This window comes from Lysinibacillus pakistanensis (assembly GCF_030123245.1).
GTDB lineage: Bacteria > Bacillota > Bacilli > Bacillales_A > Planococcaceae > Lysinibacillus > Lysinibacillus pakistanensis.
Genome location: NZ_CP126101.1, coordinates 3,785,882 through 3,812,842, shown reverse-complemented (window position 1 = coordinate 3,812,842; position 26,961 = coordinate 3,785,882). Strand labels below are relative to the sequence as shown.

40 protein-coding genes, 1 tRNA gene and 2 pseudogenes are annotated in these 26,961 nt (G+C 35.8%); 33 read left to right on the top strand and 10 right to left on the bottom strand.

Annotation, left to right across the window (positions count from 1 at the left end; translation table 11 throughout):
• The first annotated feature begins 2 nt into the window (after positions 1–2).
• The 11 genes from sdhB (at position 3) to QNH24_RS19015 (ending at position 7,772) form a co-directional block, all read left to right on the top strand.
• Positions 3–782 carry a succinate dehydrogenase iron-sulfur subunit gene (gene sdhB / locus QNH24_RS19065; RefSeq protein ID WP_283869083.1) on the top strand — a complete coding sequence of 260 codons (780 nt, stop codon included), beginning with the start codon at positions 3–5 and terminating at the stop codon, positions 780–782.
• Positions 783–991: 209 nt separating this feature from the next.
• Positions 992–1,450: an acyl-CoA thioesterase gene (locus tag QNH24_RS19060; RefSeq protein WP_283869082.1), complete on the top strand. Its 459-nt coding sequence runs from the start codon at positions 992–994 to the stop codon at positions 1,448–1,450.
• Between the two features lie 162 nt (positions 1,451–1,612).
• Positions 1,613–1,834 carry a helix-turn-helix domain-containing protein gene (locus QNH24_RS19055; protein ID WP_004226437.1) on the top strand — a complete coding sequence of 74 codons (222 nt, stop codon included), beginning with the start codon at positions 1,613–1,615 and terminating at the stop codon, positions 1,832–1,834.
• 74 nt (positions 1,835–1,908) lie between these two features.
• A complete protein-coding gene (locus QNH24_RS19050; protein ID WP_283869081.1) occupies positions 1,909–2,361 on the top strand; it encodes a MarR family winged helix-turn-helix transcriptional regulator in 453 nt (150 codons plus the stop codon).
• A gap of 10 nt (positions 2,362–2,371) precedes the next feature.
• A complete protein-coding gene (racE, locus tag QNH24_RS19045) occupies positions 2,372–3,169 on the top strand; it encodes a glutamate racemase (protein WP_283869080.1) in 798 nt (265 codons plus the stop codon).
• A 129-nt stretch (positions 3,170–3,298) separates the two neighbouring features.
• Complete coding sequence (gene rph / locus QNH24_RS19040; RefSeq protein ID WP_283872893.1) at positions 3,299–4,042, top strand: ribonuclease PH; 744 nt, start codon at positions 3,299–3,301, stop codon at positions 4,040–4,042.
• Positions 4,043–4,047: 5 nt separating this feature from the next.
• On the top strand, positions 4,048–4,641 hold the full coding sequence (locus QNH24_RS19035) for an XTP/dITP diphosphatase (RefSeq protein WP_283869079.1): 594 nt from the start codon (positions 4,048–4,050) through the stop codon (positions 4,639–4,641).
• A gap of 12 nt (positions 4,642–4,653) precedes the next feature.
• Positions 4,654–5,160: a metallophosphoesterase gene (locus QNH24_RS19030; protein ID WP_283869078.1), complete on the top strand. Its 507-nt coding sequence runs from the start codon at positions 4,654–4,656 to the stop codon at positions 5,158–5,160.
• A gap of 140 nt (positions 5,161–5,300) precedes the next feature.
• Positions 5,301–6,761 (top strand): protein adenylyltransferase SelO, encoded by a 1,461-nt coding sequence (locus tag QNH24_RS19025; RefSeq protein ID WP_283869077.1) that lies wholly within the window; start codon positions 5,301–5,303, stop codon positions 6,759–6,761.
• 108 nt (positions 6,762–6,869) lie between these two features.
• A complete protein-coding gene (locus QNH24_RS19020) occupies positions 6,870–7,034 on the top strand; it encodes a DUF2639 domain-containing protein (protein WP_283869076.1) in 165 nt (54 codons plus the stop codon).
• Positions 7,035–7,091: 57 nt separating this feature from the next.
• Entirely contained in the window at positions 7,092–7,772 is a 681-nt protein-coding gene (locus tag QNH24_RS19015; RefSeq protein WP_283869075.1) for a YqjF family protein, read from the top strand.
• A 52-nt stretch (positions 7,773–7,824) separates the two neighbouring features.
• Here the strand turns inward: QNH24_RS19015 and QNH24_RS19010 are convergent, their stop codons facing one another.
• On the bottom strand, positions 7,825–8,478 hold the full coding sequence (locus QNH24_RS19010; RefSeq protein WP_283869074.1) for a hypothetical protein: 654 nt from the start codon (positions 8,476–8,478) through the stop codon (positions 7,825–7,827).
• A 535-nt stretch (positions 8,479–9,013) separates the two neighbouring features.
• Positions 9,014–9,160 carry a hypothetical protein gene (locus tag QNH24_RS19005; protein WP_283869073.1) on the bottom strand — a complete coding sequence of 49 codons (147 nt, stop codon included), beginning with the start codon at positions 9,158–9,160 and terminating at the stop codon, positions 9,014–9,016.
• Positions 9,161–9,392: 232 nt separating this feature from the next.
• On the opposite strand from QNH24_RS19005, the gene QNH24_RS19000 reads away from it, so the two are divergent.
• Positions 9,393–9,466: transfer RNA gene (locus tag QNH24_RS19000), tRNA-Arg, on the top strand.
• Positions 9,467–9,560: 94 nt separating this feature from the next.
• Here QNH24_RS19000 and QNH24_RS18995 read toward each other — a convergent pair.
• Positions 9,561–10,121, bottom strand: coding sequence for a site-specific integrase (locus QNH24_RS18995; protein ID WP_347342919.1), 561 nt, complete (start codon positions 10,119–10,121; stop codon positions 9,561–9,563).
• 21 nt (positions 10,122–10,142) lie between these two features.
• Between QNH24_RS18995 and QNH24_RS18990 the strand changes: the two genes are divergently transcribed.
• The 9 genes from QNH24_RS18990 to QNH24_RS18950 all read left to right on the top strand — a co-directional run bounded on the left by QNH24_RS18990 (position 10,143) and on the right by QNH24_RS18950 (position 14,175).
• Positions 10,143–11,753 carry a phage tail protein gene (locus QNH24_RS18990; RefSeq protein WP_283869072.1) on the top strand — a complete coding sequence of 537 codons (1,611 nt, stop codon included), beginning with the start codon at positions 10,143–10,145 and terminating at the stop codon, positions 11,751–11,753.
• 13 nt (positions 11,754–11,766) lie between these two features.
• Positions 11,767–11,997, top strand: coding sequence for a hypothetical protein (locus QNH24_RS18985; protein WP_283869071.1), 231 nt, complete (start codon positions 11,767–11,769; stop codon positions 11,995–11,997).
• On the top strand, positions 11,997–12,218 hold the full coding sequence (locus QNH24_RS18980; RefSeq protein ID WP_283869070.1) for a hypothetical protein: 222 nt from the start codon (positions 11,997–11,999) through the stop codon (positions 12,216–12,218). Before QNH24_RS18985 ends, QNH24_RS18980 begins: the two co-directional genes overlap by 1 nt.
• Positions 12,218–12,373, top strand: coding sequence for an XkdX family protein (locus QNH24_RS18975; RefSeq protein ID WP_283869069.1), 156 nt, complete (start codon positions 12,218–12,220; stop codon positions 12,371–12,373). Before QNH24_RS18980 ends, QNH24_RS18975 begins: the two co-directional genes overlap by 1 nt.
• Before the next feature lie 71 nt (positions 12,374–12,444).
• Complete coding sequence (locus QNH24_RS18970) at positions 12,445–12,729, top strand: hypothetical protein (RefSeq protein WP_283869068.1); 285 nt, start codon at positions 12,445–12,447, stop codon at positions 12,727–12,729.
• A gap of 73 nt (positions 12,730–12,802) precedes the next feature.
• On the top strand, positions 12,803–13,207 hold the full coding sequence (locus tag QNH24_RS18965) for a phage holin family protein (RefSeq protein WP_283869067.1): 405 nt from the start codon (positions 12,803–12,805) through the stop codon (positions 13,205–13,207).
• Positions 13,204–13,539 carry a M15 family metallopeptidase gene (locus QNH24_RS18960; RefSeq protein WP_283869066.1) on the top strand — a complete coding sequence of 112 codons (336 nt, stop codon included), beginning with the start codon at positions 13,204–13,206 and terminating at the stop codon, positions 13,537–13,539. Before QNH24_RS18965 ends, QNH24_RS18960 begins: the two co-directional genes overlap by 4 nt.
• 147 nt (positions 13,540–13,686) lie before the next feature.
• On the top strand, positions 13,687–13,881 hold the full coding sequence (locus QNH24_RS18955) for a hypothetical protein (RefSeq protein WP_283869065.1): 195 nt from the start codon (positions 13,687–13,689) through the stop codon (positions 13,879–13,881).
• 111 nt (positions 13,882–13,992) lie between these two features.
• Positions 13,993–14,175, top strand: a complete 183-nt coding sequence (locus QNH24_RS18950; protein WP_283869064.1) for a hypothetical protein — start codon at positions 13,993–13,995, stop codon at positions 14,173–14,175.
• A 95-nt stretch (positions 14,176–14,270) separates the two neighbouring features.
• Here QNH24_RS18950 and QNH24_RS18945 read toward each other — a convergent pair.
• Positions 14,271–15,844, bottom strand: a protein-coding gene (locus QNH24_RS18945) for an IS3 family transposase (protein ID WP_283869063.1) whose coding sequence is annotated in 2 segments (ribosomal slippage) — positions 14,271–15,202 and positions 15,202–15,844 — 1,575 coding nt in all. Because the reading frame shifts where the segments join, the coding sequence is not laid out codon by codon here.
• A gap of 229 nt (positions 15,845–16,073) precedes the next feature.
• Between QNH24_RS18945 and QNH24_RS18940 the strand changes: the two genes are divergently transcribed.
• The gene (locus QNH24_RS18940; RefSeq protein ID WP_283869062.1) at positions 16,074–16,502 is read left to right on the top strand and encodes a hypothetical protein; all 429 of its coding nucleotides are present in this window, start codon (positions 16,074–16,076) and stop codon (positions 16,500–16,502) included.
• Between the two features lie 65 nt (positions 16,503–16,567).
• Here QNH24_RS18940 and QNH24_RS18935 read toward each other — a convergent pair whose 3' ends face one another.
• The 3 genes from QNH24_RS18935 to QNH24_RS18925 form a co-directional block, all read right to left on the bottom strand.
• The gene (locus QNH24_RS18935; RefSeq protein ID WP_283869061.1) at positions 16,568–16,765 is read right to left on the bottom strand and encodes a hypothetical protein; all 198 of its coding nucleotides are present in this window, start codon (positions 16,763–16,765) and stop codon (positions 16,568–16,570) included.
• A gap of 231 nt (positions 16,766–16,996) precedes the next feature.
• Complete coding sequence (locus QNH24_RS18930) at positions 16,997–17,143, bottom strand: hypothetical protein (RefSeq protein ID WP_283869060.1); 147 nt, start codon at positions 17,141–17,143, stop codon at positions 16,997–16,999.
• 138 nt (positions 17,144–17,281) lie between these two features.
• On the bottom strand, positions 17,282–17,956 hold the full coding sequence (locus QNH24_RS18925; protein WP_283869059.1) for a hypothetical protein: 675 nt from the start codon (positions 17,954–17,956) through the stop codon (positions 17,282–17,284).
• 139 nt (positions 17,957–18,095) lie between these two features.
• Between QNH24_RS18925 and QNH24_RS18920 the strand changes: the two genes are divergently transcribed.
• The 7 genes and pseudogenes from QNH24_RS18920 to QNH24_RS18890 form a co-directional block, all read left to right on the top strand.
• Positions 18,096–18,242 (top strand): hypothetical protein, encoded by a 147-nt coding sequence (locus QNH24_RS18920; protein WP_283869058.1) that lies wholly within the window; start codon positions 18,096–18,098, stop codon positions 18,240–18,242.
• A gap of 67 nt (positions 18,243–18,309) precedes the next feature.
• A complete protein-coding gene (locus QNH24_RS18915; RefSeq protein ID WP_283869057.1) occupies positions 18,310–18,486 on the top strand; it encodes a hypothetical protein in 177 nt (58 codons plus the stop codon).
• 64 nt (positions 18,487–18,550) lie between these two features.
• The gene (locus QNH24_RS18910) at positions 18,551–18,697 is read left to right on the top strand and encodes a hypothetical protein (RefSeq protein ID WP_283869056.1); all 147 of its coding nucleotides are present in this window, start codon (positions 18,551–18,553) and stop codon (positions 18,695–18,697) included.
• On the top strand, positions 18,646–19,434 hold the full coding sequence (locus QNH24_RS18905) for a helix-turn-helix domain-containing protein (protein WP_347342982.1): 789 nt from the start codon (positions 18,646–18,648) through the stop codon (positions 19,432–19,434). Before QNH24_RS18910 ends, QNH24_RS18905 begins: the two co-directional genes overlap by 52 nt.
• Positions 19,435–19,564: 130 nt before the next feature.
• Positions 19,565–20,326, top strand: a complete 762-nt coding sequence (locus QNH24_RS18900; RefSeq protein ID WP_283869055.1) for a hypothetical protein — start codon at positions 19,565–19,567, stop codon at positions 20,324–20,326.
• Positions 20,327–20,677: 351 nt separating this feature from the next.
• Positions 20,678–21,092 (top strand): annotated as a pseudogene (locus QNH24_RS18895) (phage holin family protein).
• A gap of 88 nt (positions 21,093–21,180) precedes the next feature.
• Positions 21,181–21,447: pseudogene (locus QNH24_RS18890) on the top strand (group II intron maturase-specific domain-containing protein); the annotation flags it as partial.
• A 214-nt stretch (positions 21,448–21,661) separates the two neighbouring features.
• Here QNH24_RS18890 and QNH24_RS18885 read toward each other — a convergent pair.
• Both QNH24_RS18885 and QNH24_RS18880 read right to left on the bottom strand, forming a co-directional pair.
• Positions 21,662–22,495 (bottom strand): GNAT family N-acetyltransferase, encoded by an 834-nt coding sequence (locus QNH24_RS18885; RefSeq protein ID WP_283869053.1) that lies wholly within the window; start codon positions 22,493–22,495, stop codon positions 21,662–21,664.
• Between the two features lie 430 nt (positions 22,496–22,925).
• Positions 22,926–23,462 (bottom strand): DUF6241 domain-containing protein, encoded by a 537-nt coding sequence (locus QNH24_RS18880; protein WP_283869052.1) that lies wholly within the window; start codon positions 23,460–23,462, stop codon positions 22,926–22,928.
• Between the two features lie 656 nt (positions 23,463–24,118).
• Here QNH24_RS18880 and QNH24_RS18875 point away from each other — a divergent pair.
• From QNH24_RS18875 to QNH24_RS18860, 4 genes are all read left to right on the top strand, one after another.
• Positions 24,119–24,337, top strand: coding sequence for a hypothetical protein (locus QNH24_RS18875; RefSeq protein ID WP_283869051.1), 219 nt, complete (start codon positions 24,119–24,121; stop codon positions 24,335–24,337).
• A gap of 224 nt (positions 24,338–24,561) precedes the next feature.
• A complete protein-coding gene (locus tag QNH24_RS18870; RefSeq protein WP_283869050.1) occupies positions 24,562–24,711 on the top strand; it encodes a hypothetical protein in 150 nt (49 codons plus the stop codon).
• Between the two features lie 268 nt (positions 24,712–24,979).
• On the top strand, positions 24,980–25,249 hold the full coding sequence (locus tag QNH24_RS18865) for a hypothetical protein (protein ID WP_283869049.1): 270 nt from the start codon (positions 24,980–24,982) through the stop codon (positions 25,247–25,249).
• A gap of 180 nt (positions 25,250–25,429) precedes the next feature.
• Positions 25,430–25,948, top strand: a complete 519-nt coding sequence (locus QNH24_RS18860; protein WP_283869048.1) for a fimbrial biogenesis chaperone — start codon at positions 25,430–25,432, stop codon at positions 25,946–25,948.
• Between the two features lie 151 nt (positions 25,949–26,099).
• Here the strand turns inward: QNH24_RS18860 and QNH24_RS18855 are convergent, their stop codons facing one another.
• Positions 26,100–26,714, bottom strand: coding sequence for a hypothetical protein (locus QNH24_RS18855; RefSeq protein ID WP_283869047.1), 615 nt, complete (start codon positions 26,712–26,714; stop codon positions 26,100–26,102).
• Between the last annotated feature and the right edge of the window lie 247 nt (positions 26,715–26,961).

Sequence of the window (26,961 nt, the reverse complement as noted above, 5' to 3'; positions counted from 1 at the left end):
TTATGCAAATCGCAGCAAATACTGGAAGAATGGTCAAAGTGGAAATTTTACGTCAAGATACTAAAGGCGGCAATAGCTACTGGCAAAAATTCCAAGTGCCTTACCGTCATGGTATGAACGTAATTTCAATTTTAATGGAAATTCAAAAAAATCCTGTTACTGAAAATGGTGAAAATACTTCACCGGTAGCATGGGATATGAACTGTTTAGAAGAAGTTTGTGGTGCATGTTCAATGGTTATTAATGGTCGCCCACGTCAATCTTGTTCAACGCTTGTTGATCAATTGACTGAGCCTATTAAACTAGAGCCTATGAAAACTTTCCCTGTTATTCGTGACTTACAAGTTGACCGTGAACGTATGTTCAACGCACTGAAAAAAGTTAAAGCATGGGTGCCAATCGATGGTACTTATGATTTAGGTGAAGGTCCACGTATGCCAGAAGGTAAACGTCAATGGGCTTATGAATTATCTAAATGTATGACTTGTGGTGTATGTATGGAAGCTTGTCCAAATGTGTCTGAAAAAGCTTCATTCATCGGACCAGCACCATTATCACAAGTACGTTTATTCAACACTCACCCAACTGGTGCTATGATTAAAGATCAACGATTAAATGCGATTATGGGTGATGGAGGCCTTGCAAACTGTGGTAACTCCCAAAACTGTGTTGCTGCATGTCCAAAAGGTATTCCTTTAACAACATCTATTGCATCATTAAACCGTGCAACTACAGTGCAAATGTTCCGTAACTTCTTCGGTTCTGACCACTTCGTTGACTAATTGTACAAGCTTTACTTTAAAGCCCCCTACACGATAAAGTGTCAGGGGGATTTTTCTATTCCAATTTCTTTTGCTAAGGGATTTTGTGAATAAAACAAGCAAATAGCTGAATTTTCTATGATAATATAATAATCTCCTTTATAATGAATGTATATTCATCTATCAATTCGCTAAATTTTAAAGCGAATGAATTTTAGGAGGATGGTAAGATGAAAGCAAATTATATTGAAGATTTTCAGGAATGGGCAAAGGATTTTTCTTTTTATATCGAGGTACGTGTACGTTTTTCTGAAACAGATATGTACGGTCATATGAACAATACAGTTAGCTTTACATATTTTGAACAAGCACGAATTGATTATTTCCGTCACTTAGGTATCCTAATGCCAGCTGCAATTGATGAGAATGTGGAGGGAATTCCAATAGTAGCGGATCTACAATGTGATTATGTAAGACAGGTTTTCTTTGATGATGCATTAAAAATTTATACAAAGGTAGCGAAGGTTGGAAATTCATCATTGGATATTCATTATTTGGGGAAAAATCAAAAAGATGAAGTTTGTTTCACGGGTCGGGGTACCGTTGTGCAAATGGACCCTCGCACTGGGAAAAGTGTACCTTTGTCTGTAGAAGCAAGGAATCATTTAGCAAGCCTATCCATATTATGATAATAAATCCTAAATTAATATCCTTGTGACAAGAAATTCTTTTATGTCAGGAATTTTCGAAATTTTTAAGGAAACACGTATTATTCATGAAAATAGCCGTCACCGCTCCTCACTCCTTATCATAAGTTACAATACGTGCGGGGGAGGAGGGTGTAACTGAAAATGAATGGCTCTCATCATCGTTCTCTTTTAACAAATCGAGAACGTGAAATATTTGCGCTTTTATTAGCTGAAAAAACAACGAGGGATATAGCAGAGCAACTTGGTATTAGTGAAAAAACAGTGCGAAATCACATTTCCAATACAATTCAAAAGCTAGGTGTAACGAATCGATCTCAGGCGTTAATTGAGCTGTTACGCTTAGAAGAATTTAAATTAGACTAATGGACACTTGCTATTTCATGAAAAAAACGACAAAATAGAACTATTCAACGTATTTTTAGGAGTGAAATAGTTATATGTCGGATGAAGTAACAAAACACTCACCTGAAACCGTTGCAACGGTTGAAAAGGAATTACGCTATATAGCGGCCATTGTGAAACAAAAGGGAAGAGAGATTGTTTCGCAATATGCGATTACGCCGCCACAATTTGTTGCATTACAGTGGTTAGAAGAACTTGGTGATATGACAATTGGCGACTTGTCTAACCGATTATACTTAGCTTTTAGTACAACAACAGATTTAGTGGACCGAATGGAGAAAAATGAATTAGTGAAACGAGTACGTGACGAAAATGATCGTCGTGTCGTTGTTGTTCATCTTCTCGAGAAAGGCGAACGTATTATTCAAGAGGTTATTGAAAAAAGACAACAGTATTTGCAGGAAAAACTTGTAGGTTTTAATGAACAAGAAGTCGCGCAATTATCAGGCTATCTACAAAGACTACATGTACACATGAAACAGGATTGAGGCGGAAAGTATGAATGCCCCGATAGGCGTTATTGATTCAGGAGTTGGCGGTTTAACCGTAGCAAAGGAAATTATGAAACGTTTGCCAAATGAAACGATTTACTACATTGGCGATACAGCAAGATGTCCATATGGTCCGAGAAGTCGACAGGAAGTACGGAATTTCACTTGGCAAATGGCAAAAGCACTCGAGAAAATGAATATCAAGATGCTTGTTATTGCTTGTAATACAGCGACTGCAGTAGCACTCGAAAGTTTACAAAGAAATATGCCTTTTCCGGTACTAGGCGTTATTAATGCTGGCGCACGTGCAGCTGTAAAGAAAACGAAGCGACATGAAGTCGTTGTGCTTGCAACAGAAGGAACCATTAAAAGTGGGGCGTATGAGGAAGCCTTACTGTCACTCAATACGTCAACACATATTATTCCACTTGCTTGTCCAACATTTGTGCCACTTGTTGAGAGTGGCGAATATAAAGGTGGATTTGCCAATAAATTAATTGCAGAAGGCTTAAAGCCGTTGAAAAATGAACAATTTGATACGGTCATCTTAGGATGTACACATTATCCAATTTTGCAAAAACAAATTGAAGCTGTTGTCGGAGAAGATGTGTTCGTGCTATCTTCTGCGGAGGAAACAGCAAAGGATGTTCAAGAAATGCTTGAGTATAATGGCACGTTGGCTGATTCAACTATAGTGCCTACTCATAAATTTTATGCCACAGGATCAGTACCAATTTTCCGTTCAATTGCTGAAAATTGGCTTGAACAAGGTACTCTCGATATAAAACGTATGACATTAAAATAAAAAATCAGCTTAGCGATGGGCTAGGCTGATTTTTGCTGTTTTTAGCATCTTACATAGAGAACCGTACACTTTTTTGAATGGTTAAAGTATGATAAGATGAGTGCGAAAGTTTTAGGAGGAACAAGAATGATGACAAGATTTGATGGAAGAAATGCAGATGCACTGCGACCAGTAAAAATAGATAGTGAGTATTTATTACACCCTGAAGGCTCAGTTTTAATTCAAGTTGGTAATACAAAAGTGATTTGTACAGCAACAATTGAGGATAAGGTTCCAGGATTTTTACGTGGACAGGGCAAAGGTTGGATCACGGCAGAATATTCGATGCTACCTCGTGCAACAGCACAGCGTACACCCCGTGAGTCATCTCGAGGCAAAGTAAATGGTCGTACAATGGAAATCCAACGTTTAATCGGTCGTGCATTACGTGCTATTGTTGACTTAGAGGCACTTGGTGAGCGAACAGTGTGGATTGATTGTGATGTTATTCAAGCAGACGGAGGAACACGTACAGCCTCTATTACAGGTGCATTTGTGGCAATGACACAGGCAATCGCTAAATTTGGTGCCGAAAAGCCTTTTGAAAAGTTTCCCGTGACTGACTATTTAGCAGCAACAAGCGTTGGAATTGTCGAAGAACAAGGGGCGATTTTAGACTTAAACTATATAGAAGATGTTGATGCTGCCGTCGATATGAATATTGTGATGACAGGAGCAGGACAATTTGTTGAGCTTCAAGGAACAGGAGAAGAGGCAACATTTTCTCGTGCACAGCTAAATGATCTACTAGCACTAGGTGAAAAGGGCATACAGGAGTTAATTGCACTACAAAAAGAGACACTTGGCGAACTGGCAGATCAAATTGGAGGATAAAAGTGATGAAACAAGTAGTAATAGCAACGAAAAATAAAGGAAAAGCTAAGGATTTCGAAGCTTTATTTGGTCCACTTGGCTATGAAGTGGTAACCATGTTTGAAGTGGCACCAGAAATGGAAATAGAAGAAACGGGCACTACATTTGAGGAAAATGCAGTCTTAAAGGCAGAGGCATTAGCCAAAGAGCTCGGCACAATCGTTATTGCAGATGATAGCGGCTTAGCTGTCGATGCATTAAAGGGAGAGCCAGGCGTTTATTCTGCACGGTATGCAGGCGACCATGATGATGAAGCGAATATAGTCAAACTGCTAGAAAATTTAAAGAATGTTGAAGATGAAAATCGTACAGCACGCTTCTGCTGCTGTATTGCCATTGCAGGTCCTAATTTTAACACAACTACAGTTTTTGGTACTTGTGAGGGTGTTATTGCCCATGAAAAACGAGGTACAAATGGCTTTGGCTATGATCCAATCTTCTACGTACCAAGCTTAGACCGTATGATGGCTGAGCTATCACCAGCAGAAAAGGCTGCCATTTCTCACCGTGGAAATGCAATTCGTCAGTTAAAGGAACAATTGTCAAATCTTATAAAATAAGAGGTGATATCTATGCAAATATTAGTGATGAGCGATACACATGGTGATAGCGGTGTGATTGAAAAGGTTCGAGGCTTTTATCCAAACATTGACACCTTGATACATTGTGGGGATAGTGAGCTTCCTTTCTCCCATCAGGTATTAGATGGCATGAAAAAAGTAGGAGGTAATTGTGACGTCGATCCTGCCTTTCCAGATGAAATAGTTATTGATGTTGACGATATTAAAGTCTTTGCAACCCACGGTCATCTATTTAATGTGAAAAGCTCAATGCTATCATTATCCTACCGAGCGAAAGAAGTGGATGCACAAATTGTCTGCTTCGGACATTCTCATATGCTAGGAGCAGAGATGATTGATGGTATGTTATTTTTAAATCCAGGGAGCCTGTTAAAGCCGCGTGAACGCCGAGAGAAGAGCTTTGCCGTTGTGGAGATCAATCAGACAACTTTTAAAGTTAATTTCTTTACGGACGATCACCAGCTTTTAGACTCTTACACATTTATGCGAAATGAATAATGATGGTTGTAAAAATCCGCTTTATTTAGCGGATTTTTAATTTGTAGTCGGCTTTAAGGAGTTCTTAGTGGTAAAATTGACTATGAATTGATTTTAAAGATTAAGGGAAAATAAATATAAAAGACAATAAAGGAGAGAGCATGGAAAATATATTTGGATGGAATTTTGATAATAGTTATGTCCAACTAGCTAGCATTTTTTATTCGGAACTAGCCCTTAATCCTGTACGTGCTCCTAAGCTGGTCAAATTAAATGAAGCGGTTGCCTCGTCATTAGGTTTAACGATTGAAGCCTTATCTAGCGAGGAAGCGGTTGCGATTTTTGCAGGAAATAAGGTTCCAACTGGAGGGAATCCCATTGCTCAAGCCTATGCTGGTCATCAATTTGGTCATTTCAATATGCTAGGGGATGGTCGAGCACTGTTGCTTGGAGAGCAAATAACCCCAAATAATAAACGTTTTGATGTCGCACTAAAAGGCTCAGGAAGAACACCTTTTTCTCGTGGCGGAGATGGTAGGGCAGCACTTGGTCCCATGCTGCGTGAATATATAATTAGCGAAGCCATGTATGCACTTGGTATTCCCACTTCACGAAGCTTGGCTGTTGTAATAACAGGTGAAACTATTATCCGTGAATCTGAGCTTTCGGGTGCTGTTCTAACTCGTATTGCAAGCAGTCATTTGCGCGTCGGTACCTTCCAATTTGCAGCACAATGGGGAACAGATGAGGAGCTAAAAATGTTGGCAGAATATACATTAGAGCGCCATTTTCCGAATGCAGAACAGGCTCAAAATCGCTATCTTTATCTACTACAGGAAGTAATCAGAAAGCAGGCCTCCCTTATTGCAAAATGGCAGTTAGTTGGCTTTATTCATGGTGTGATGAACACGGATAATATGACTATTAGTGGTGAAACGATTGATTATGGCCCCTGTGCATTTATGGATACCTATGACCCAGCGACAGTGTTCAGCTCCATTGATAGACAAGGTCGTTACGCATATGGCAACCAGCCCAATATAGGTGGCTGGAATTTAACACGCTTGGCTGAAACACTATTACCATTAATTCATGAAAATCAAGAAGAAGCAATAACCTTAGCTCAAGAAACATTGCAACAATATCCCAAACTGTATCAAGATAACTGGCTAGCAGGTATGCGTGCAAAGCTTGGAATTTATAATGAAGAAGAGCAGGACGTGCTTCTTATTGAAGAGCTACTTAAGCTTATGCAGCAATATCAAGCGGACTATACAAATACATTTATCGCATTAACCTTTGAAAGATGGGACGAATCACAGCTATTTAGCTCATCAGCATTTAAAGAGTGGCATAGTAAATGGCTTGAGCGATTAACAAGACAATCTCAAACAAAGGAAATGTCTCACCAATTAATGCGTAATCATAATCCAGCAATTATTCCACGAAACCATCGTGTGGAAGAAGCCTTAGAGGCTGCAGTCGAGCATGGGGACTACAGTGTTATGAACAAATTATTAAAGGCCCTTGCGAAGCCGTTCGAGCATTCTAATGAGCAATTACAATACGCAACATTACCAACACCATCTACACAGCCATATCGTACATTTTGTGGCACATAATTGGAAAGCGAGGGGAACTCCCTTCGTTTTTTATTTTGTCAAAAGGTCACTTCTAGAATCCAAGCGCATACCCTATGTATGAATAAACGCTAAAGGAGACTATATTAGATGTATAAATATTCAAAGGGTTGGTTTGTTAACGAGTTGCGTAAACATGGAATTCTAGTACACCCTCAATTAAAAAATCATTTAGGGCTTTTTAAAGAATCTGAGCTTCGCAATTTATATTATCGCTTTGTTGTAAAAGAAACGCTAGAAACAGATCGAAAATAAAATGTTTGAACTACTCTTCTGTAGGAGAGAATTGATTCTACAGAAGGGAGTGATTTGATGTTGAGAAAACCATGGATTTTAACGCAAACATGGCAGGATGTATTGTTTTTGCATTGGCCTGTTCCTCCGTCTATACTAGAGCAACATATCCCAATAGATTTAAAAGTAGATCTCTTTGAACAAAACGCTTGGCTTAGTATAGTGCTTTTTAAAGTAAACGGACAACGAATCCGATTGCTACCAGCATTCCCTGGAACTGATTCCTATGTACAGCTCAATATACGTACCTATGTGACGTACAAGGGGAAGCAAGGTATTTATTTTTTTAATTTAGATGTGACAAATCGTTTTGTTGCACAATTAGCTTCAATGGGTGGTTTAAAATACCGTTATGCAAAAATGGCATTACAACTAAAGGATAATAGCTACTTTTTTACAAGCCATAGTCATAAATTTAAGGAAAGAGCAAGGATTTCTTATAAACCATTGCCTAGTGAAATACCTAGTAGCAGCTTTGATAAATGGTTAGTAGAACGCTATTGCTCATGGACAAAATCGAAAAATGTATTATTACGCATCGATATACATCATTTACCTTGGCAGCTTCATAAAGCGCAAATCAATATTGAAAGCAATACGCTAGCTCCTTTTACGAATGAAATGCTCCAAAGGACTCAACCAATAGTTCATTATGCAAAGTACAAGAAGGCGAAAATTTTTCCACCTGTTATTGAATAGAAAAACCAGATTTATTAACAAAAATAAATGTTAATAGATCTGGTTTTTATTACTAGAAGAGATAACAAAACTGTAGGACAATCGCGTGGGCAATCATATCTGACATAGCAAGTGCTTCAGCCTCAATTTCATCAAAAATGTTTACATCTGTTTGATAATCTTTTTGGATCATAGTTATAGCTTCATTTTTCGTTAACGCTAAATGTGTATAGAACATTTGTTGTACACCTTCTATGCTTAAGTAAGGATTGATACTGTGTAAAAAAATAGCGATTTCGTCTGCGTTTCGATACCATTCTTTTTCTTTAGCATCTGCTGTTTTAGCATCGCCTTTAACAGCAGCAGTCACTAATTGTGCTGCTATAGTAAGATGCTCCTTTATTAAGGTAGCATAACGATCAGCAATGGCATCACCATAGAATGGGCGTAGACAATTTCCTAAGTCAGTCGCATTGCGCAACAATCGTTGTTGCACGAAGGGAAGATCAGGCAGATTAAAAACAATGCTAATAATTGTCATCCTCGTCCAATTGACATGCTCCATCCAGAGAAGTCGATTCATCGCCATAAAGTCAGCCTCAGTTTTACTTATACAGCGCCGATAATCATTTGACGGTCTTAAAAAATGGCGAACTGGTGCCGTATAATTAGTGTATGGAGCAGGATATAGCATACTAAGGGTAAACCCTTGTGCATAAGGATACAATAATTCACTCCTTTTTATTTTTCCTTTACTTTAGAATACTCTTTAAAAGTTTCAAGTATGATAGAAGGCAAAATCGATTATGCTTCATACATCATTTTCTTTGTCATACCACCATCTACAGTAAGATTAATGTCTGTTACAATATTATTTTTAAATAATGGCAGGCTCGAGCGATATCTTCAGGAACACCTACACGTATAGAAAATTGCTGCATACGATCATTCCCAGTTTTAAACATCCTGGTGAAATAAAATATGACCGTACTAAAGCATACGTTAACACGACAATACGACCCTTTGTTGCCGCATAAGCCCTGGTTTCAGATTCAGACGTTTCAGCACGAGTAGGGGCTGGATAAAAATTGAACCACCATGTTCATGAGACCTCATCGCTTTAGCAGAAAAAGGCACTCGCAAAATTGGTTTGTATTATTTCATTCCTTAAATGTTATGCTATTTAGAGATTTATATTGAAACTTACCCCCATTATTTATTAAAATATGAATAGTACCCAAAATAATCAGAGGTCCTTTGCATTAAATGGATAATATCTTGTTCTCCATTGATACATCGGTTGGAATAACAAGCGTAGAATATTTTTGCTCTAGTAAATCGCTCTCTACTTGCTGACCTAACTCTCTGCTTACATCAGCAATGACAACATGAGTACCCTTGTTGTGCATATGCAAAACATAATCATAATTCCCATTGTTTTTGCACTCATCATTTTAGTAAAAAATCGGTCAACCCAAGAAAAAAGAACGGGAAAAGATAGCATAAAGTCACTAATGAATTCATATAATAATCTTTATGAGGCAAACCTTGCCTTCAAAGTAAAATTAATGTTGACATTTCCCCATAAAGTACATATAATAAATATTGTCCTTCATATGAAATATATAGAAACGACATCATGTCTCAGTAGCTCAGCAGGATAGAGCAACGGCCTTCTAAGCCGTCGGTCGGGGGTTCGAATCCCTCCTGGGACGCTAACTCAAGCCTTACAGCCATAACGGTTGTAAGGCTTTTTATATTTATGCATAAATGTATATTTCATTATTCAGTGCCCAAAAGGTGCCCAAATCACTTTTTTTCATCAAATAATTTATCAAAATGAGAACTAGCTCGTTGATCAGTCTCTTGCAAAAGATGTCCATAAGTATTCATTGTTGTCGTAATATTTGAATGACCCAATCTTGACTGAATAACTTTCGGGTGTTCTCCAGCATGAATTAATAAAGTTGCTGATGTGTGACGTAGATCATGGAAACGAATTCTAGGTAAATCCGGATTCCTTTTCATAAAACGATCCCACCATTGACTAATTGAATCTGGGCGATATGGTTTACCGAATTCATTTGAGAATAGAAAAAAGTGTTCCTTCCATTCTCTCTCATCACCAGCTTCTTGTAGTTGATATTTTTTAACTGCAGCAAGTGTAACTAAATCATTCATTATATTTGAAGGAATAGTCACAACTCGTTTTCTTTTACCTTTCGTCTCTTTTACAATGATTCCTTCTCCAGTTAAATTAACTAAAGCTTGTTCAATTAATAAGGTATTGTTTTCTATGTTTAGGTGTTTTTCTTCGATGGCTACTAGTTCACCTTGTCGAGCAGCACTTACTACAGCAAGTTCAACCAATAATCTTAAGAAGGTGGTTGCTTGCTTACTGTTACAGTTATTTCACAGGTGGAGCCTTTAATAAAAATCGGCACAGACTTTAAAATGGAACAAATAGTAGACGGCACTTTTACTGTGTCGTTTTCTTGTTTTCCAAGCGAAAATAACCCTGGTTACGAACTACTAAAGTCTGAATCAATCATCACTGTGGATGGCAACGATTTTCGTGTGAAGGTTTTTGCTGACAATGTTTATAGTAAATCAGTAACGGCATTAAGTATTTTTTATGACCATTTGAAAACGTATAGGCATGGCATATTTGAGGGTAGTCACACTTTAAATAATCACATTAATTTTGCTTTGCAAGGTACAGGGTGGACGTTCACAGTAGATGCAAATATCGCAAATGTCACTAATTATATACGATCATTCGGTAATGATAATGTCATTAAATTAGTGCAAAAAATATGCAAGTACCATAATTGCGAATTTCAAATTTTGCCGAATAAGCAACTTTATTTTGCTAAAGAGATTGGTGGCGACAACGACTACCAGTATCGTTATAAACACAATATATCATCAATTGTGTTACAAGAAGATACGACTAACCTTGCTACTTATATTAAAGGTTTTGGTAAAGATGATTTAACAGTTGATTATACATCACCTAACATCGATATTTTCGGTCGGAGGGAAGAGGAGCCTGTTAAAGATGAGCGTTTTACTGATGCTACAGCTTTGCTAAATTACATCAAAAGCAAGCTACAGGATGAGCCACAACTAGCGATTGAAACAACAATTCCAGAGCTTGTTGCAAGAGAAAATGGTGAACGTGTTTGGCTTATCTATGAGCCGCTAGGTGTTGAAATGTCAACGCGGATATTAAAGCAAACGAAAGTTTTGTATAACGGTAAATTAATAACATCTAGTGTCGTTTTCGGGAATTCACTTCCGAAGTCAATAGAAGATACACTTGCTGACCAAGAAGAAAAAATAGGCGACACAAATGAGTACATTGACGATACAAAAGAAGAATTAAAGGAAGAAATCGAAGAAACCAAGGAAAAGTTGCAGGGTGAATTTAGAAGTGAAATCAAGAAAACGGATGATCGTATAACGTTAGAGGTAGAGCATATCAATACTTCCATTGCTGCTATTGATATTAAAGCCGATAATATTAATTTGTCTGTGAATAACCGTATCACAAACGAAATGGCGGCTATCAATTTAAAAGCAGACAATATCAATCTTTCAGTAAATAATCGTATTACAAATGAAGTATCTGCAATTGACGTAAGAGCCGGAAGAATTGAAATAGCTGTTTCTAATTTAGATAGAGACACAAAATCTGCTATTAATGTAATGCAAAATAGTATCAACTTAAAAGTAGACAAAGGCGGCTCTATTACTGATATTAATTTGAGCCCAGGTGTTGCGACAATTAATGCTGATAAGATAAACCTTAATGGTGCTGTAGTAGTCGATGGTGATATTAGTGGAGCTACAAATATTAATGTGAACAAAGAAATAACAGTTGGACAAAATATCAGAATGTCAGGCAGTGGCACCAGCACTATATATTTTGCAATCCGTTGCTCGCTACAAAATCGAGCCACCAAAGGGATCTGCAAAGGGCGTTTTATTATTCATTGAGCGAGATGAGGATATGGACCTTGAAGTCTCGTTATCGATGACATTAGCTGGCGAACAAGAGCAATATGTTGTTCTAACACCTGAAAATACAGCACCTATGCCAAATCAAAATAATGTCGTAGAAGATACATTTTATTATGAGGCAACTGAGCCAAAGAACAATATCATCTTGAAGCTTGAGACGTCTCGTGAGACTGTAGACATCCATCACAAAATCCACTTAATATCGGGGGTTGTTGAATAATGGCATTAGAGTATAAAGTACGTGATGAAAGTGGTGGTTTAGGTGCACCGGTCACAATTGGTTCAGGGTTAAAACTTGATGAGCAAGTAGCTTCTTTTGGAGAACAATTGGCACAAGAAAAGATAAAAGGCATCCAGAAGGATTTAATTATCAATAGCCTGGGAGCAACAGTTATACAGTTAAAGCTAGAAGTAATGGCATTGAAGGGAGGTGGCGCATAATGCAGTTTTGGCAAATCGCATTTATGTACAAGTGGGTAACAGCAGATCAGTTAAAATTAGCTGTAAAAACAGAAACAAATCCATTTGGAGAAATTACAAAAGAACAATACAAAGAAATCACAGGGCAAGTTTTTAAGATGCAAGCAGAAGCTTAGCATTTTTTATTATTTATTTTAGCAGGAAATCCTTTCCTTTTGTCGAATATAATAAATAGAGGAGTGATTTAGTGCTAACCAAAATCAGAAAAGTTAAGTTTGAGCCAGAAAGAAAAAATCCAATGTATAATGTTGTTATGGAAAGTCCAGATGGGAAGGAATTATATGTGAAGTTTGATTATACTTATGCAACCAAAAATTTTTGGCCACTACAAGTAAATTATAATAAAAAAAATTATGGTGCAAAACTTGCATGGTATACAAGAGAAGTCGAAAACATGACTGTTGAATTGTTTTTAGAATCAATTGCAAATAAGATAAATAAAAAATATAACTTTGATTTACTACAAAATTAATAATACATTTTGTTTTAAGCCTTCCACAGATGATTGTGGGGGGCTTTTATTTTGGAAAAAAGGAAGTGTTCAGATGGAAAAATGGATTGCTGCAGTAAGTGGAGTAATTGGCACACTTGTATCCTATTCAGTGGATGGGTTGGGTATGGCTGTAACGGTTTTAATCGCTTTTATGGCTATCGATTATGCGACTGGGCTTATGAGTGGAATCATTAATCAAAACCTTAACAGTCGTATTGGATTCAATGGTATTATCCGAAAAATTTATTACTTAATGCTAGTTAGCTCAGTGTATTTACTGGCGCTAGTTATTCCAGGTATCGAGTACGCAGGTGATGGAGCAGCCATTGCATTCTGTGTACTCGAATTTATTTCTATCACGGAAAATGGTACAAAGATGGGTTTACCAACGCCTGACTTTATTAAAAATATTTTAGCAATCGTAAAGGATAAAACAGGGGAAGGTGATGCGAAATGACTAGCGTAACTACTACATGTCGAGATCTTGCCGAGCTATTACCAGTTGCACAAACAGCTTGCCGTTTGTTATTTCAGGAGTGTTTTAAAGCCGGAATTAAAAATATCTTCATCACTGAAACATATCGCTCACAGGAACGCCAAAATTACCTTTACGCTCAGGGACGTACTAGACCCGGGCAAATTGTTACCTGGACATTAGATAGCAATCATAAATCACGTTTAGCTTGGGATATTGCTGTTGGTCCTCCACAGTCTTTATATGATGTGACTACTTTAAACAGAGTGGGTGCTATAGCTAAAAAGCTAGGCATTACTTGGGGAGGCACATGAGCAGGCAATATTGACCGACCTCATTTCGAGATAAAATTCAACTGGCAGATGCCAGTAGGCTATAAATTAGGACAAGTAATCGTACCAAGTAACAGCAAAATGCAAGTTCAATTAATTGTGGAAGACAAACCAAAGGAGGAAGTTAAAGTGCCAGAAATTAAAAATTGGAATCCAGGTTCACCAGCTATGCAAACGGCAACAGAAAACATTATTAAATGGGGCGTAGAGAAGAAACACATTCAATCTCAACACTTAACAGCTCTACAAAATAAAGAACTTACTACAGATCGAGTGCTGGGCTTAGTTGCAACTGTCATTGACCGCGGTGGAATGCTTAAATAAAGGTAAGTCTAAAGCCTGATGAGTTATCAGTCTATCACTGTATTTACGTGCAAAATAAACTTTTGATATGCTGTTTATAGCAAATATTTCTTGTTGAAGGGAGCAATCAAAGTGATAAAGGGAGCGAAGAACGTATTTTTTGCAGGAGCATTAATTATTATTATAGGAAGTGCAGTTCTGCATTATGGGGTATCCGATGAACTAGAGTATAAAATGTGTTTAGGAGCACAGGGCATTTCTAACACACTAGCAGATGTATTTGGTGATGAACCAACTAATGCTTGTAATGAATAAAAAGAGAATTCTACATTTGTGACAGAAGAAGACACCCAGGTACGCAATTTGAACTGCACCCCGTCAAGTAGACAGTGGAAATAATAAAAATTGTATTAAGCGGCTTGATTCCTGAATTCTAAAGGGCTCAAGCCGTTTAATCTTTTCTGGTAGCGATAGTGATTATAGAAATGAATATAGTCATCTATCGCTACTTTTAACTCTTCATATGAATCGTACTTATGTAGATAATACTTCTCACATTTCAATGTGCCCCAAAATGCTTCAATCGGTCCGTTATCAATACATCGGCCTACACGTGACATACTTTGTATCAGTTTTGCTTTATCAATGATTCGCTTAAATCCGTGTGATGTATATTGAAAGCCTCGATCGCTATGAATTAGTGGCTGCTCACCTTCTTTTAATGAACGAATTGCTAATTTTATCGTGTTAAATACCAATGGATTATTATTTGAATGTCCTAACACGTAGCTCACAATCGAACCATCATATAAATCAATAATTGCGCTCAAATAAGCTTTCTTTCCATTTCCATACTTGAACTCGGTGACATCTGTACACCATTTTTCATTTGGCTTTTCCGCTTTAAATACCCGATTTAACACATTTTCTGCCACATGATGCGCTGGGGATTTACGATAAGGCTTTCGCTTTCGCCGAATAACAGACTTCAACCCATTCACTTGCATCAAACGATAAATTCGCTTCTCATTAACCACCGCTTGATTATTTTCTTTTCGCTGACGATTGATGGTCAGCGCCATACGACGATAGCCGTAAATGCCATCTACTTGTTGGTAAAGAAGATGAATATCCTTTAAAATTGCTTCATTTTCAACTTCTCTGTTAGAAGGCTTGCGAACTAGCCACTTATAGTAAGCAGCTCGCGAAACACCAGCGATTTCACATAATAAAAGAATCGCCAGTTTTTCCTCTTGATGTAATTCTTGAATCGCTAAATACCGTTGTTGAAAGCGGATTTGGCTTAGTGACGCCTCCTTTCGATTTCCTCTAACTTTTTTAAAAATAGATTTTCTGCACGTAAGCGCTCATTTTCACGCTCAATACGTTGAATCTCTAATTTCAATTTCTCTTCAACGGTTAATTCAACCTCATCTTTTGTGCGACCACGGCGATCACGTAATCCCTCTTCACCATTTGCTTCAAATTTCTTCGTCCATTGATACACCTGCTGATATGAAACACCATAAGTGTGTGCTGCTAACTGATAATTTTTCTGGTGCTTCAAACAGTAGTCGACAATTTCAATACGCTCCTCAAAAGTTGTTTTTCTTCCTTCTGTCATAGCTTGACTCATTCCTTTACCTGAATCTTTTAATTCACTATGACTAGTATACTTTTTCACCCACCTTTTTAAAACAGAGGTACTACTAATCTCATATTTCGCCAACACCTCCATTTGTGAATAATTTTGTTGAATGTAGTCTTCCACAGCCGCTAATTTTAACTCTTTTGAATAGAATTTACATGAAGTCGCTTCTTGTAATCCTTCACGTCCACCTGCTTCATATTGCATTCTCCATCTATATAAAGTTTGATCATTTACTGAAAACTTTTCACACAATTCCCTTATAGAATATTGACCTTCTTCAAACAATTGAAGGATATGTAGTTTTAACTCGAGCGGATGTTTGCTTCGCCCCATAAAAAATACTCCCCTTAGATAAACAGATTTTATTTTTTAATCTGTCTACCTAATAGGGAGCATATCAATTAATTTTGAGCCTGGGCTTTTTTTATTTTTATTATTGGTATATTTAGTAATTCAAAGTATACTTAATATTAGTAAATAGTAGGTTGTGGTAAAATATTGGCCTGGCTAGTAAAAGACCGTACTTAAAATATTTTGACAGTTTTAGGAGGGGGAAAAGACATTGAGGAAAATGATTAGCTTTTTCTTTATTATGTGTTTAATCTTGTCAGGGTGTTCAGAAGATATAAAAACTGACTGGGAAAAAAGCCCGACTTTTACTAAAGATAATATGATTTTACATGGATTAGAAGAAAAATTCGGTATTATAAAAGTTAATGGGGAAAGCGATGAGCCAGAGTTTCCAGCTGGTGACGAAGGAAGACTATATCAAGTCTATTTTTTAGAAAAAGATTTTATCGGAAAGAATTTCAAAATGACAGCAACACATAAGGATACAGGAGAAACTGTAAAACTTTATATATGGCCAATTGAAAACAAACAGAGTGAGGCGAAGTTTGGATTTGATAAAAAAGGGCTTTGGAAAATTTCTGTTTTAGTTGATGAAAAACCATATACAGATTTTATTATTGAAGCAGAGAAGAAAGAATAACTTTTAAGTCATATAAACAAATGACCAGGCGCTCATAAAAAGGTGAGTACCTGGTCTTAGTGTTATTATTCACCTTGTAATTCCTTTTCTCTAGCGTCTATCAGCTGCTTTAATTCCGTTAAATCGTCTAACTCACAATATTTATTAATGTAAGTTTTAGCTGCACTCTTAGCTGATTGTTTACGTGTTTTTTCACGATTTTTTTCTCGATAAGCTTGTGTAGCACGCTTTTGAGCTTCAGATGTTTTTTTGTCAGTCAACATTTAACCTCTCCTTTTCTTAAAGTACAGAACGATATTAATTATTACTAATATGAAACAAATAGAGTATGCCACAATCATGAAGTAATCAAAAAACTTTGGTTCATGCCAATTAACCATATCAGTTAAGATATACAACGCTAATGCTAAAGCAACAACATAGCCAATATTTTTCATAATGATGAGGATATGATAAGATTAAAGGGAAGGAGGGGCTAACCTCCTTCGCTTTGACTATTTGCGACGTTTCTTCTTGCTAGAGGGGCGTCGCTTTTGTTTTTTCTTACTTTTCATATCGCTTATGTTTTTCGCTGTACTTGTAAGCAAGTTTGCGATTGTTGCGATAGTTACTAGGTAAGCTAGAATCTTATCGTAATCCATTTTGTTCACCTCCTTTCTATACTTTAATTATATACCAAGGTATATATAAAATCAATACTTTTTTATATTTATTTTCCTGTTTTGCTAATTTTTTTCATCAAAAAAAGCCACTCATTTGAGTGACTAATTCGTTTTTATTTATAAAGCAATTTCGATACGTTGACTATCCCCAAGTCTTGTACCTGCATCGCTATTTAATGTCATACCCGTATTAATGAAAATTGTATTAATATCTTCTAAAGTGCCGTTGAAGTAAGGGAAAATAGCCATGCCTTCTACAATGACTTGTCCTGCATAACTGCCTGTGTCATCAGAACTTGCCAGATTATCATAGCTATGAATTTGTGCTTTGGTATCGGTTGTTAATGTATCAATTGCCATCATCATAACATTATCATCTACTGTATTTTCCACTTTATAAACCACTTGAATTGTATTCAATTCTGTTACATCTTTGCCATTTGCATTCTTTAAGTATTCTTTTGTTTCATCGGCAACATTTGAGTGATGTAATAATTTAACGGATTCAATTGTTAAATTGATAGGACCTTGTTTATATGTTTGGTTTACCTCTTTGATTTTCACCAAAGTAACTTTGTCTTGACCATCCATTGTCCATTGCCCTGCTTTTGTTAAAGGACCTTCTTTAACTTCATTATCATCTGTTTTACTCTCTTCTTTTTGTACATTTTGTTCAGCTGATACAGGTGTTTTAGTATCTTCTTTTCTTGGTTCTTCTTTTGTTTTTTCTTCTCCACATCCTGCTAGTCCAAGACTTAATACTAATGCTGCACTAAAAATTAATTTTTTCATTTTTAAATCCTCCCTCTATATTTCCATTTTAGGAAATCAGGGGATAAAAGTACATACAAAAAAACAGACAACTTTGTTCAGGAGATGCTATTTGCGTATGTCACGACTGCGGAAAAGAACTTTAAGGGGTGTGCAATAAATGTACAAATATGAAGAACTAAAAATGATGAATGAAGAGGCTTTACGCGAAAAGATGATTGTTGAACATGCTTATTTAGAAGTAGATGTAATTGAATATGACAAAGAAATGATGATTGAAATATTAATTAACATTCCTACTTTTTAAAAACTGAACAGGGAGCATTCATTGAGTGCTCTCGATTGAGTTTTTAAATATTAGTGAGGTGAACAAATTGAAAACCATCCAACAACGTAATGAATATATTCAAACGAAGATGAAACAACATGATGCAATTTCAGATGTCAACAAGTATCAACGAAGATTAAAACGCCTTATGGGGTATCATCGGCTGTTGACGAATTTGGAAGTAAAGCAGGTGCGAGAAAATTTACGTAAGGAATTTAAATAAATACGAACAATATTCATCCAATGGATCCGTAAAAGTTCGGGAATTAGAAAGTGAGGTGAAAACGATGGCATTTGAATACTTAGCACAATACGAAACATTCAATTCAGTCCAAGAAATGGACCAGCATGTGGAAGAGCACATGGCGGTACACTACTATGAATTAACAGAATCAGAAGTGCCATCGTTTTCAAGCTTGCTTCTCATTCATTAGAGTATCCAGGTGCATGCCATCTTAAAGCGAGTACCATTGCAACATCATTGGAGATCAGTACAAAGACGGTTTATCGTAGCGTTAAAAAGTTAGAGGAATTAGGCATCATCGAAAAGGTACCAGGTACAAAATTAAACGGCATCAAAGGGGCTAGTATTTATCGTATTTTACCTTATGTCCCATCGAGCGTGTCCCAACGAGAGACAGCCGATAAAGCTAGTAGTATCAAGGGTACTGGACATTTTTCAGAAAACCAACCATCTAGTTCTTTTAATCTTTTAAAAACAAGCAATTTACAGGAAGTATATGAATCAGCACATGCTGAAAAAGAAGCAGCTAAGGAATACATGAACGAGTACCAGGTAATGTTGTTTGATTTCATGCACTCACTGCCATTAGCAGACAATTTGAAAGATGAATTGCACAAGGTTGTATTAGCTGCTCAGGTTCAAAATGCACCTGACTTCATTAGAGCTAAAAACGTCCTGTTTAAGATAGCAATGGACATTAAAGAAGGCGTACTAACTGTTACTAGTACATTAAGAGCCGTATTTGTAGGGGCGTATAGTAGGGCTGTAGAGCGTTTAAATAGTAAGTCGATTAATTCATCTTATATAGAAGAAACAACATATAAAAAACGTCCTGTGCATTTCTATAACTGGTTAGAGGAAAGAGATAGCCTTCCACAATCAATAGGTAGTAGACCATATAATTTAGATAATTGGGTAGAATGGTAGATGGGGGGAAATAATGTTATGGAAAAACACTATACTTTTGTAGGGTTTTTAACATCCGTTGATAGAATATTAAGTTACTGGTATATAATACTAAGAAATTATGTTTTTATAACTGAGTAGGAGGAGAATAATGAAAAAATTATTTATTGTGTTACTAGCAGCATTCGTATTTGCAGTAGTAAATCCAACAAAATCAGAAGCGAAAGTGATGTATGATGGAGCAGAAGTTGTAAAAGGGCAAACAGGGAAAATGACCTTTAAAAAAGACATTAAGGTATACAAGAAAAATTCAGATGGTACGTTTGAATCTTTAGTGGTTAAGCGAAATAACTTCTTTAAAACGTATGATATTGAGAAATATGATGGCAAAATATTTTACCAGATGGGGCAATATCGCGTGCAAGCAACGGATTTAGTAGTTTTCAAAGAAGTACCAATAGAAATTCGTTCATCTTTCTATAACAATCCAACATATATTATTATTAATCGTGATGGTAATTATGGTATGGGAAGTTACGGATTTTACCTCCGTAGCGGTGAATGGGATATTTCTTTCTCAGATACAAAAAATGGACAACTAATAACTTTTGGCGATAGCGGTGATGGTAGTTTCCAACTGAATTATACGTATCCTGGTACAGACCTTAAAATCGCTGAGACAATATCGAGAGAAAGAGGTGTACGTTATGAACTAACAAGAGATGAAGAGGGGAAGGGCGTTCCATTAAAAGAATCTAAAACTGAAAGAATTATGAAAAAGGGAAGTACTGTTTTTTCAAGGTATGATCATGAAATTAATGGTTATATATATGTAACCGATGAATTAGAAGGAAGACTCGATAATGCTGTTTATCTTCCAATGAATTCACTAAAGCCAGTTGGAGATAAGTGATAGATTAAGAATTATATAAAGCCCTCTTATTTATTCGATAAGGGGGCTATTTTTTATGGTTTGTTGACATGCGAATAGGATGTTTATCGATGTCTTGTGCTTAGCTGAATAATCCATAAAAGACCACTCCGTGATGGGTGGTCTAAAAAGTAAGGTAAACAAAAGGTAAACATTATAGCTGTTAACCATTGATATATCAGCATTGTGGTATGTCCTCCTGGGACGTCCATTACAAATTAAAGGTTAATTTTTAACCGAAGTGAAAAGCGCTTGAAACCTTATGAATACTGGGTTTTGAGCGTTTTTTTGTTTTTATAGATATTTTGAAAATCGCATAGAATAACATATTAATTGTGGTGGATTTTTTATTATCTCAAATGGATTGCTGAAGTAATTGGTACACTTGTATCCTATTCAGTGGATGGGGTGGGTATGGCTGTAACGGTCTTAATCGTTTTTATGGCTCTCGATTATGCGACTGGTAATATGAGTGGCGTCATTAATCAGAACCTTAATAGTCGTGTTGGTTTCAACGGCATCATACGAAAAATTTATTACTTAATGCTAGTTGGCTCAGTGTATTTACTGGCACTAGTTATTCCAGGTATCGAGTACCCAGGTGATGAAAACAGCCATTGCATTCTGTGTACTCGAATTTATTTCTATAACGGAAAATGGCACAAAGATGGGCTTGCCAACAGCTGACTTTATTAAAAACATTTTAGCAATCGTAAAGGATAAATCAGGGGAGGGGAGTGCGAAATGAGTGTGAACGTAACAACAACATGCAGAAAAAAAGACCAAGATAGTTTAATTGATGTGCTCCCTATTAGATAAACAGATTTTATTTTTTGGGATATTTTGCGCTCGCAGACATACCTTCAATATTCAACAGATTAGACAGTTGGATTAAAAAAAGGTTTCGAATATGTCTTGGAAGAATTGGAAGAAACCACGAACCAGAGTCAGAAATCTCATTCGTTTAAAAGTTCCATAAGGAAAAGGATACTGGCGCATCTCAAAAGCCCCATATTACACAGAACTCTCGGCAATTCATACTGGGAAAGCCAAGGCTGAAAAGTCTGCAAAGTCGTTACGAAACTTTGCGTTATTCATCTTAATTGAACCGCCTTATACGGAACCGTACGACGTAGTGTGAGAGGTCAGGAGCTAATCACTCCCTCCACTCGATTGGTATGGTTTTAAGGTAACACCAAGCAAAAATTCTATAAAGAAAAAATATTTATATTTATTGTCTGTTAAGAAAAAACAATAACCTATTCTTCCTACTAAATATTAGATCCCTTTCATTTTTCAAGCTGGACGCTCAATAAACTATTGCCATTCAAACTCCAAAGTTTTTAGTTTTGATTTAAATTCAAAGCCTAATTTTTTCGCTAAACGTTTAGATCCAAGATTTGTTTCCATTGTTGACCATTGTGGCATTAAACCATTTTTTATACAATCCTCTAAATATGCAGAACATACTAAGGTAGCTAATCCTTTATTCATGTACTTCTCATCATATGTTTCTACACTAATTTCATGTTTATTTTCATGCACACAACACGAATAACATGCACTTAAAACTTTATTATCCTTTGTGATACAATACCCAAGTCCATAAGTATTAAAGTCTTCAATTGAATACCACACCTCTTCCAATACTTCAGAGAGAATTCCATCAGGATCATTCTCAATAACTTCTTTATTAATTTTTTTTATGTGATAATTGTCTGGTAATGATTTGTATTTCTCTTTTAAAGAAGAGAAAATTTCAGGATTAAATTGATAGTAACATTCATAATCTTTTTCATATTCTCTATCTGCAATAACATTTTCTAATAATTGTTCCCATGTTTCATCTTTCACAACTGCAATAAACCAGGTTCCACCACATGATTCATATGTATCTATTTTTAATTGACTATCAAGAAAATCTCGTAAATCATCATTAAACTTTTTATTAGTTGGATCTCCAATAAAAATACTAATTACTCCTGTTACATCTATCAGTGCTGTTTTTGGCTCTTGAGGATTATCTACATAAATTGTTCCTCTATTCATACCATTGATTATAGAATTTAATGTTAGGTCATTCTTTTGGTCGGGAGATTGTAGCAATCCTTTTATTCTGGGGTAGTCTTTTTTATCTAATTTATAAATCATAAAAATAGCTCCTTTAATTTAAACAAAATATATTTTTTTGTTTGTGCTTCCTCAAGCTTTTTTTGTTCTTCTTGTTGTTTTATTTCTTCCTGCTTCTTTCGTTCTATTTCTTGTTCTTCTAATTTCTTATTTTCTTCTTGATGAGAATGTACAAAATATTAATCATGCAAATTAATTTAATCTGCTCGCATTTTGAAGTAGGTAATGATTTTTTGTTCATAACAAAAAAGGCGAGAGTATAAATGGTAAATCAACCAATAATGCCATAAGCAAACAATTGAACAAATATTCCAAGCGTTATGATTTACCAAATATCAACGCTCACGCCATACGTAGAGCATACGCTAAAAATCTTTACGAAAAAGGTGATATTGCAATAACAGCTTATTGAAATATCTTTATGTTGTGGCAATGAAAAATTTAATGAGTGCTATTTATCATATAAGTCAGATGCTAAATTGTGTTCAATATAAGCTTGTTCTTCCTCGGGCGATAGCAAACGAATTGCTTTCCCTGAATTTCTTGACTCATCACCACCTTGTATCTCCCAAATTGCGTTATGATCTTCTACAGCATGAGAAAAATCACCTTTTGACCATCTTTCCAATATTGAAACGTAAAGCTCTTTATATTTATAATCGTTCATTTTGGCTACATCTAACAATCGTTCAACTTTAGCCTGTGTTATTTGCGTGTGACCCCATTTTACTTTAGCTTCAACTTTTTGGTGAGACATGCTATGGATGGCTTCGTTCACTTTGTGTTCTATTAAGTTATCAGGATAAAGCAATTCTTCTTTTGTAACAATTTTATTTTCAAGCGTTACTCCAGCATGTTCAACAATTGCTTTTTCCTTTTCAGGAACAGGTTTCTCCATTTGTTCGGTGAATTTGAAGTAACCAAAAATTCCACCAAAAGTGAACAATATTCCAATGATAACGATAATCGCCTTTGTTTTTCTCTTCATGTTAATACCCCTCAATAATTTTGTATCATTATTTAATTTTGTATTGGTTTATATTATGTAATTAGGATAATAATAACATAACATTAAAGTAACCTGTAGTTATGGCAATGAAAAGTCGAAACGTACAGTATACGTGACAGGTACCTACTATGAACAATAATCGAATTTGGATTCCCGATGTGCAAAGAGTGCACAGCCGAAAGGTGCATAGTTTGCACTTTACAACCTTCATTCCTCACTTTTATCTTGATCAAAAGCACCGAGGTTATGGGGTATTGCATTGATGGACATACAGTCGTTGCCACACGATTTACATGGTTAATGGAAAACTGCCTGAGTAAGACGAGGCAGGGACTACAATGCATGATGCTTACATGTCTGATTTAGGGTTTACTTACAAACAAGCTTTTAACAAAGCGCATAAACAGGTAAAGCCTCCAAGCGTTGTTGTGTGTTTATGAGCTACGAGGATTGGAGAAAACAATTTAGCGCAAAATAATTTGATAAAAATCATAATGTTAGTTTTTCTTAGAAGTGTTCTTATTTGTTGTGTGATTAAGTCATTAAGATTTTGTGTAAAACTTTAAAACATGGTAAAATAAACCACGTTAACATATTAAAAGATCGGAAAGATCATTTAATAGGAGGTTGAGTATATGAATGATAAGAATGGGAAATTACAAATCTTAGCAATAGTATTAATGATATTATTATTGGTTGCGGGGTTTGTTATCTTTTTCTTAGGTCATTACATGGTGGGTTCTGTATTATTCGTAATTTTTATGATTATTTTGAATTTTATTAGTAGTTGGAAGAGAATTAAAAATGCTGAATACGTTCATTTAAAGAACCATAAATATAATGAGAAATGGTAATTAAACCTAGGATAGCCTATTGTACTTTTTCCAAATCATGCTTTATAGTCTTGTTCTTGTATTAATTAAAACAAACTTTGTTATAAATCTACACAAGTCATTCATTTTTGAGTGGCTTTTTATTTTTATCTTTATTCTCGCAGACGCTATAAAGAACGAGAAAAATAAACTTTTGAACAGTTTAGGGATTCAATCGAATAATTAAATTGGGCAAGGAGCAAATTATGAATCAAAATCCATTTAATTTAAAAACTTTTTTACCTTTAAATATTCAAATGTTCGCAGATGGTGGCGAAGGAAACCCACCAGGGGATAACCTGCCACCAGGAGGTGGTGGAAACGGTCAAGGGGCTACATTGACTCTAAGCAGCTGAGTTTTTTCCAGAATGGGTGAAGAAAAAACTAGGCATTCATTCACCATCACGAGAAATGGCAGAAGTCGCTAAATGGATTCCGGCGAGGGTAGCGCAAGGTGTTTATAATAACCTCGACTACATCAAGCGATCGGCTGATGCCATGGCGAAGCTGCTATTCCTGATTTCAAACAAAGTTTAGACTCCACAGCACAAACGATGGAAGGAGTTCAAGAGGAAATCCTTCCCTTTCATCGAATAAAGTAGAATGAGAGGCGGTGCATTTTAATTGAGTGTATTAAGAAATGACTCAGTTTTTACAAATAATCTAAAAGAAGCTTATGAATTTGCTCATTATTTATTTCTTACTAAAGGCATAGATAATGTCAAAGTAGAACAAATTAACGGTGATTGCTATGTGAGATTTACTATGGAATATGATGAATATAGTGATGAATTAGGTAAACAAATATGGAATATAGTAGAGCAATTCAATCTTGAAAGTTTAGTTTTTTATGGTGTGTATTGGGACATTGTACGAGGATATATAACTGAGTAAAATTTTATACATTATGCCTTCCACAATCATCTGTGGAGGGCTTTTAATTGGAAAAAACCAAAAATGAAGGGTGATTTTGTATTTATTTATCTTGTGATTTCTCCTTGAGTAAATTTCCTAAACCATGTTGATAAATTGCCATATCCTATTATTATCAATCGATTTAAAGGGAGTGATGCAATGATAAAATCTTCTTGTAACTGTGATTGCGATAAAAAAATAATTCGTTTAAATAAAGTATCTTCATGTCCGATTTGTTCTAGTAGTCCTTTTCAACCTCGAGTTCCTAATGATTTTACGACAGGAGCAATATGGAGAAATCCTGCAACGGAAATGATTGTGGTTACTCTTTTGAATAAAACAGATACACCTCAAACAGTGACAATATCGGTCTTAGATTGGCAAAGTTGTAGCCAAGAAGAGATGCCAAAAGAAGCCTTCTTATGTGGAGAATCTCTACCTTCACTTTTTAATGAAGCACCTACTCCTCTTATATTTACCATTCCAGCTAAAAAACTTCTCACCGTTCATGCAACTCCACAAAATGCTTGGCAACCAGTTGACCCTGTTTATGAAGTGCTTATAATGTTCCCACCTGATCCAATAATCTTCAACACATGGGAGATTAATAATGCGGGAGTACCTCAAGAAGGGAATACGGTATTACATCATCAATTTCAACGAGCTATTTTTATTTAAAAGAGAATAGATATAGAAGTTAACAAATCGTTAACCATTTAGTCAAATGACCAGGACTCACTTCAAAATGAGTGCCTGGTCTTTTTGTAATTAATATTCTCTTACTTCAAATGAAGCAATTTTATCATGTACAACATATTCTGTTTTCTTTTTATTTTAAACCTATTTGAGTTTTATTCATTAATTTACCGCCTTGGAACATTAACGATGCATTGCCACCTAAAACTGTGCCATTATAGCTGTACATTACTACATCACCAGATTCAGAAATGACTGCACCTTCACCACCAAGAATCTCAAATACTTTTTCTTTTGTCATGCCATTTTCAAGCTTATTAAATTGGTCAAGGGTAATTTCAATATCAGATGTTTCCACTCCGATTTGTGCTTTATTGATTAGTTTACCTCCTTGAAACATCATAGTAGAGGATGACAAGACGCCATCTGTCTCAAATTCATACATTACTGTATGATGTGGTTCACCAGTAGAACCTGTTTCAGAAAGAACTTTACCTTCCGCACCAACAATTTTAACTACCTCTTCATATGTCATACCTTCTTTAATTTGTTTAAACTTTTCTTCAGTTAGTTTACCATTCCCCTCTTTAGTTGCTGGTGCTGATGTTTCTTGTTTTGTAGCATCTTCTTTTGGTGTTTCAGCAGCTGGTTTTTCATCTTTTGGTGTTTCTTCTTTTGTAGTAGTTTCTCCACATCCTGCTAGTCCAAGACTTAATACTAATGCTGCGCTAAATACTAATTTTTTCATCAAATATTCCTCCCTCTATATTTCCATTTTAGGGAATTAGAAGATAAAAGTACATAAAAAACATAAAACCGATATTAGTTATCTGTCTCACGATCCTATTAGACTGTTTAGCTTGTTCAATTACTTCCTCAAAGGCTCCTTTATTTCCTCAAACGTATACCCAATTTCCAGTAATTTTTGTAGGGACGTAAGTAAAGCTGTAGAGCGTTCAATAGTGGAGCCTATAACCGCAATTTAAAGAAGAAAC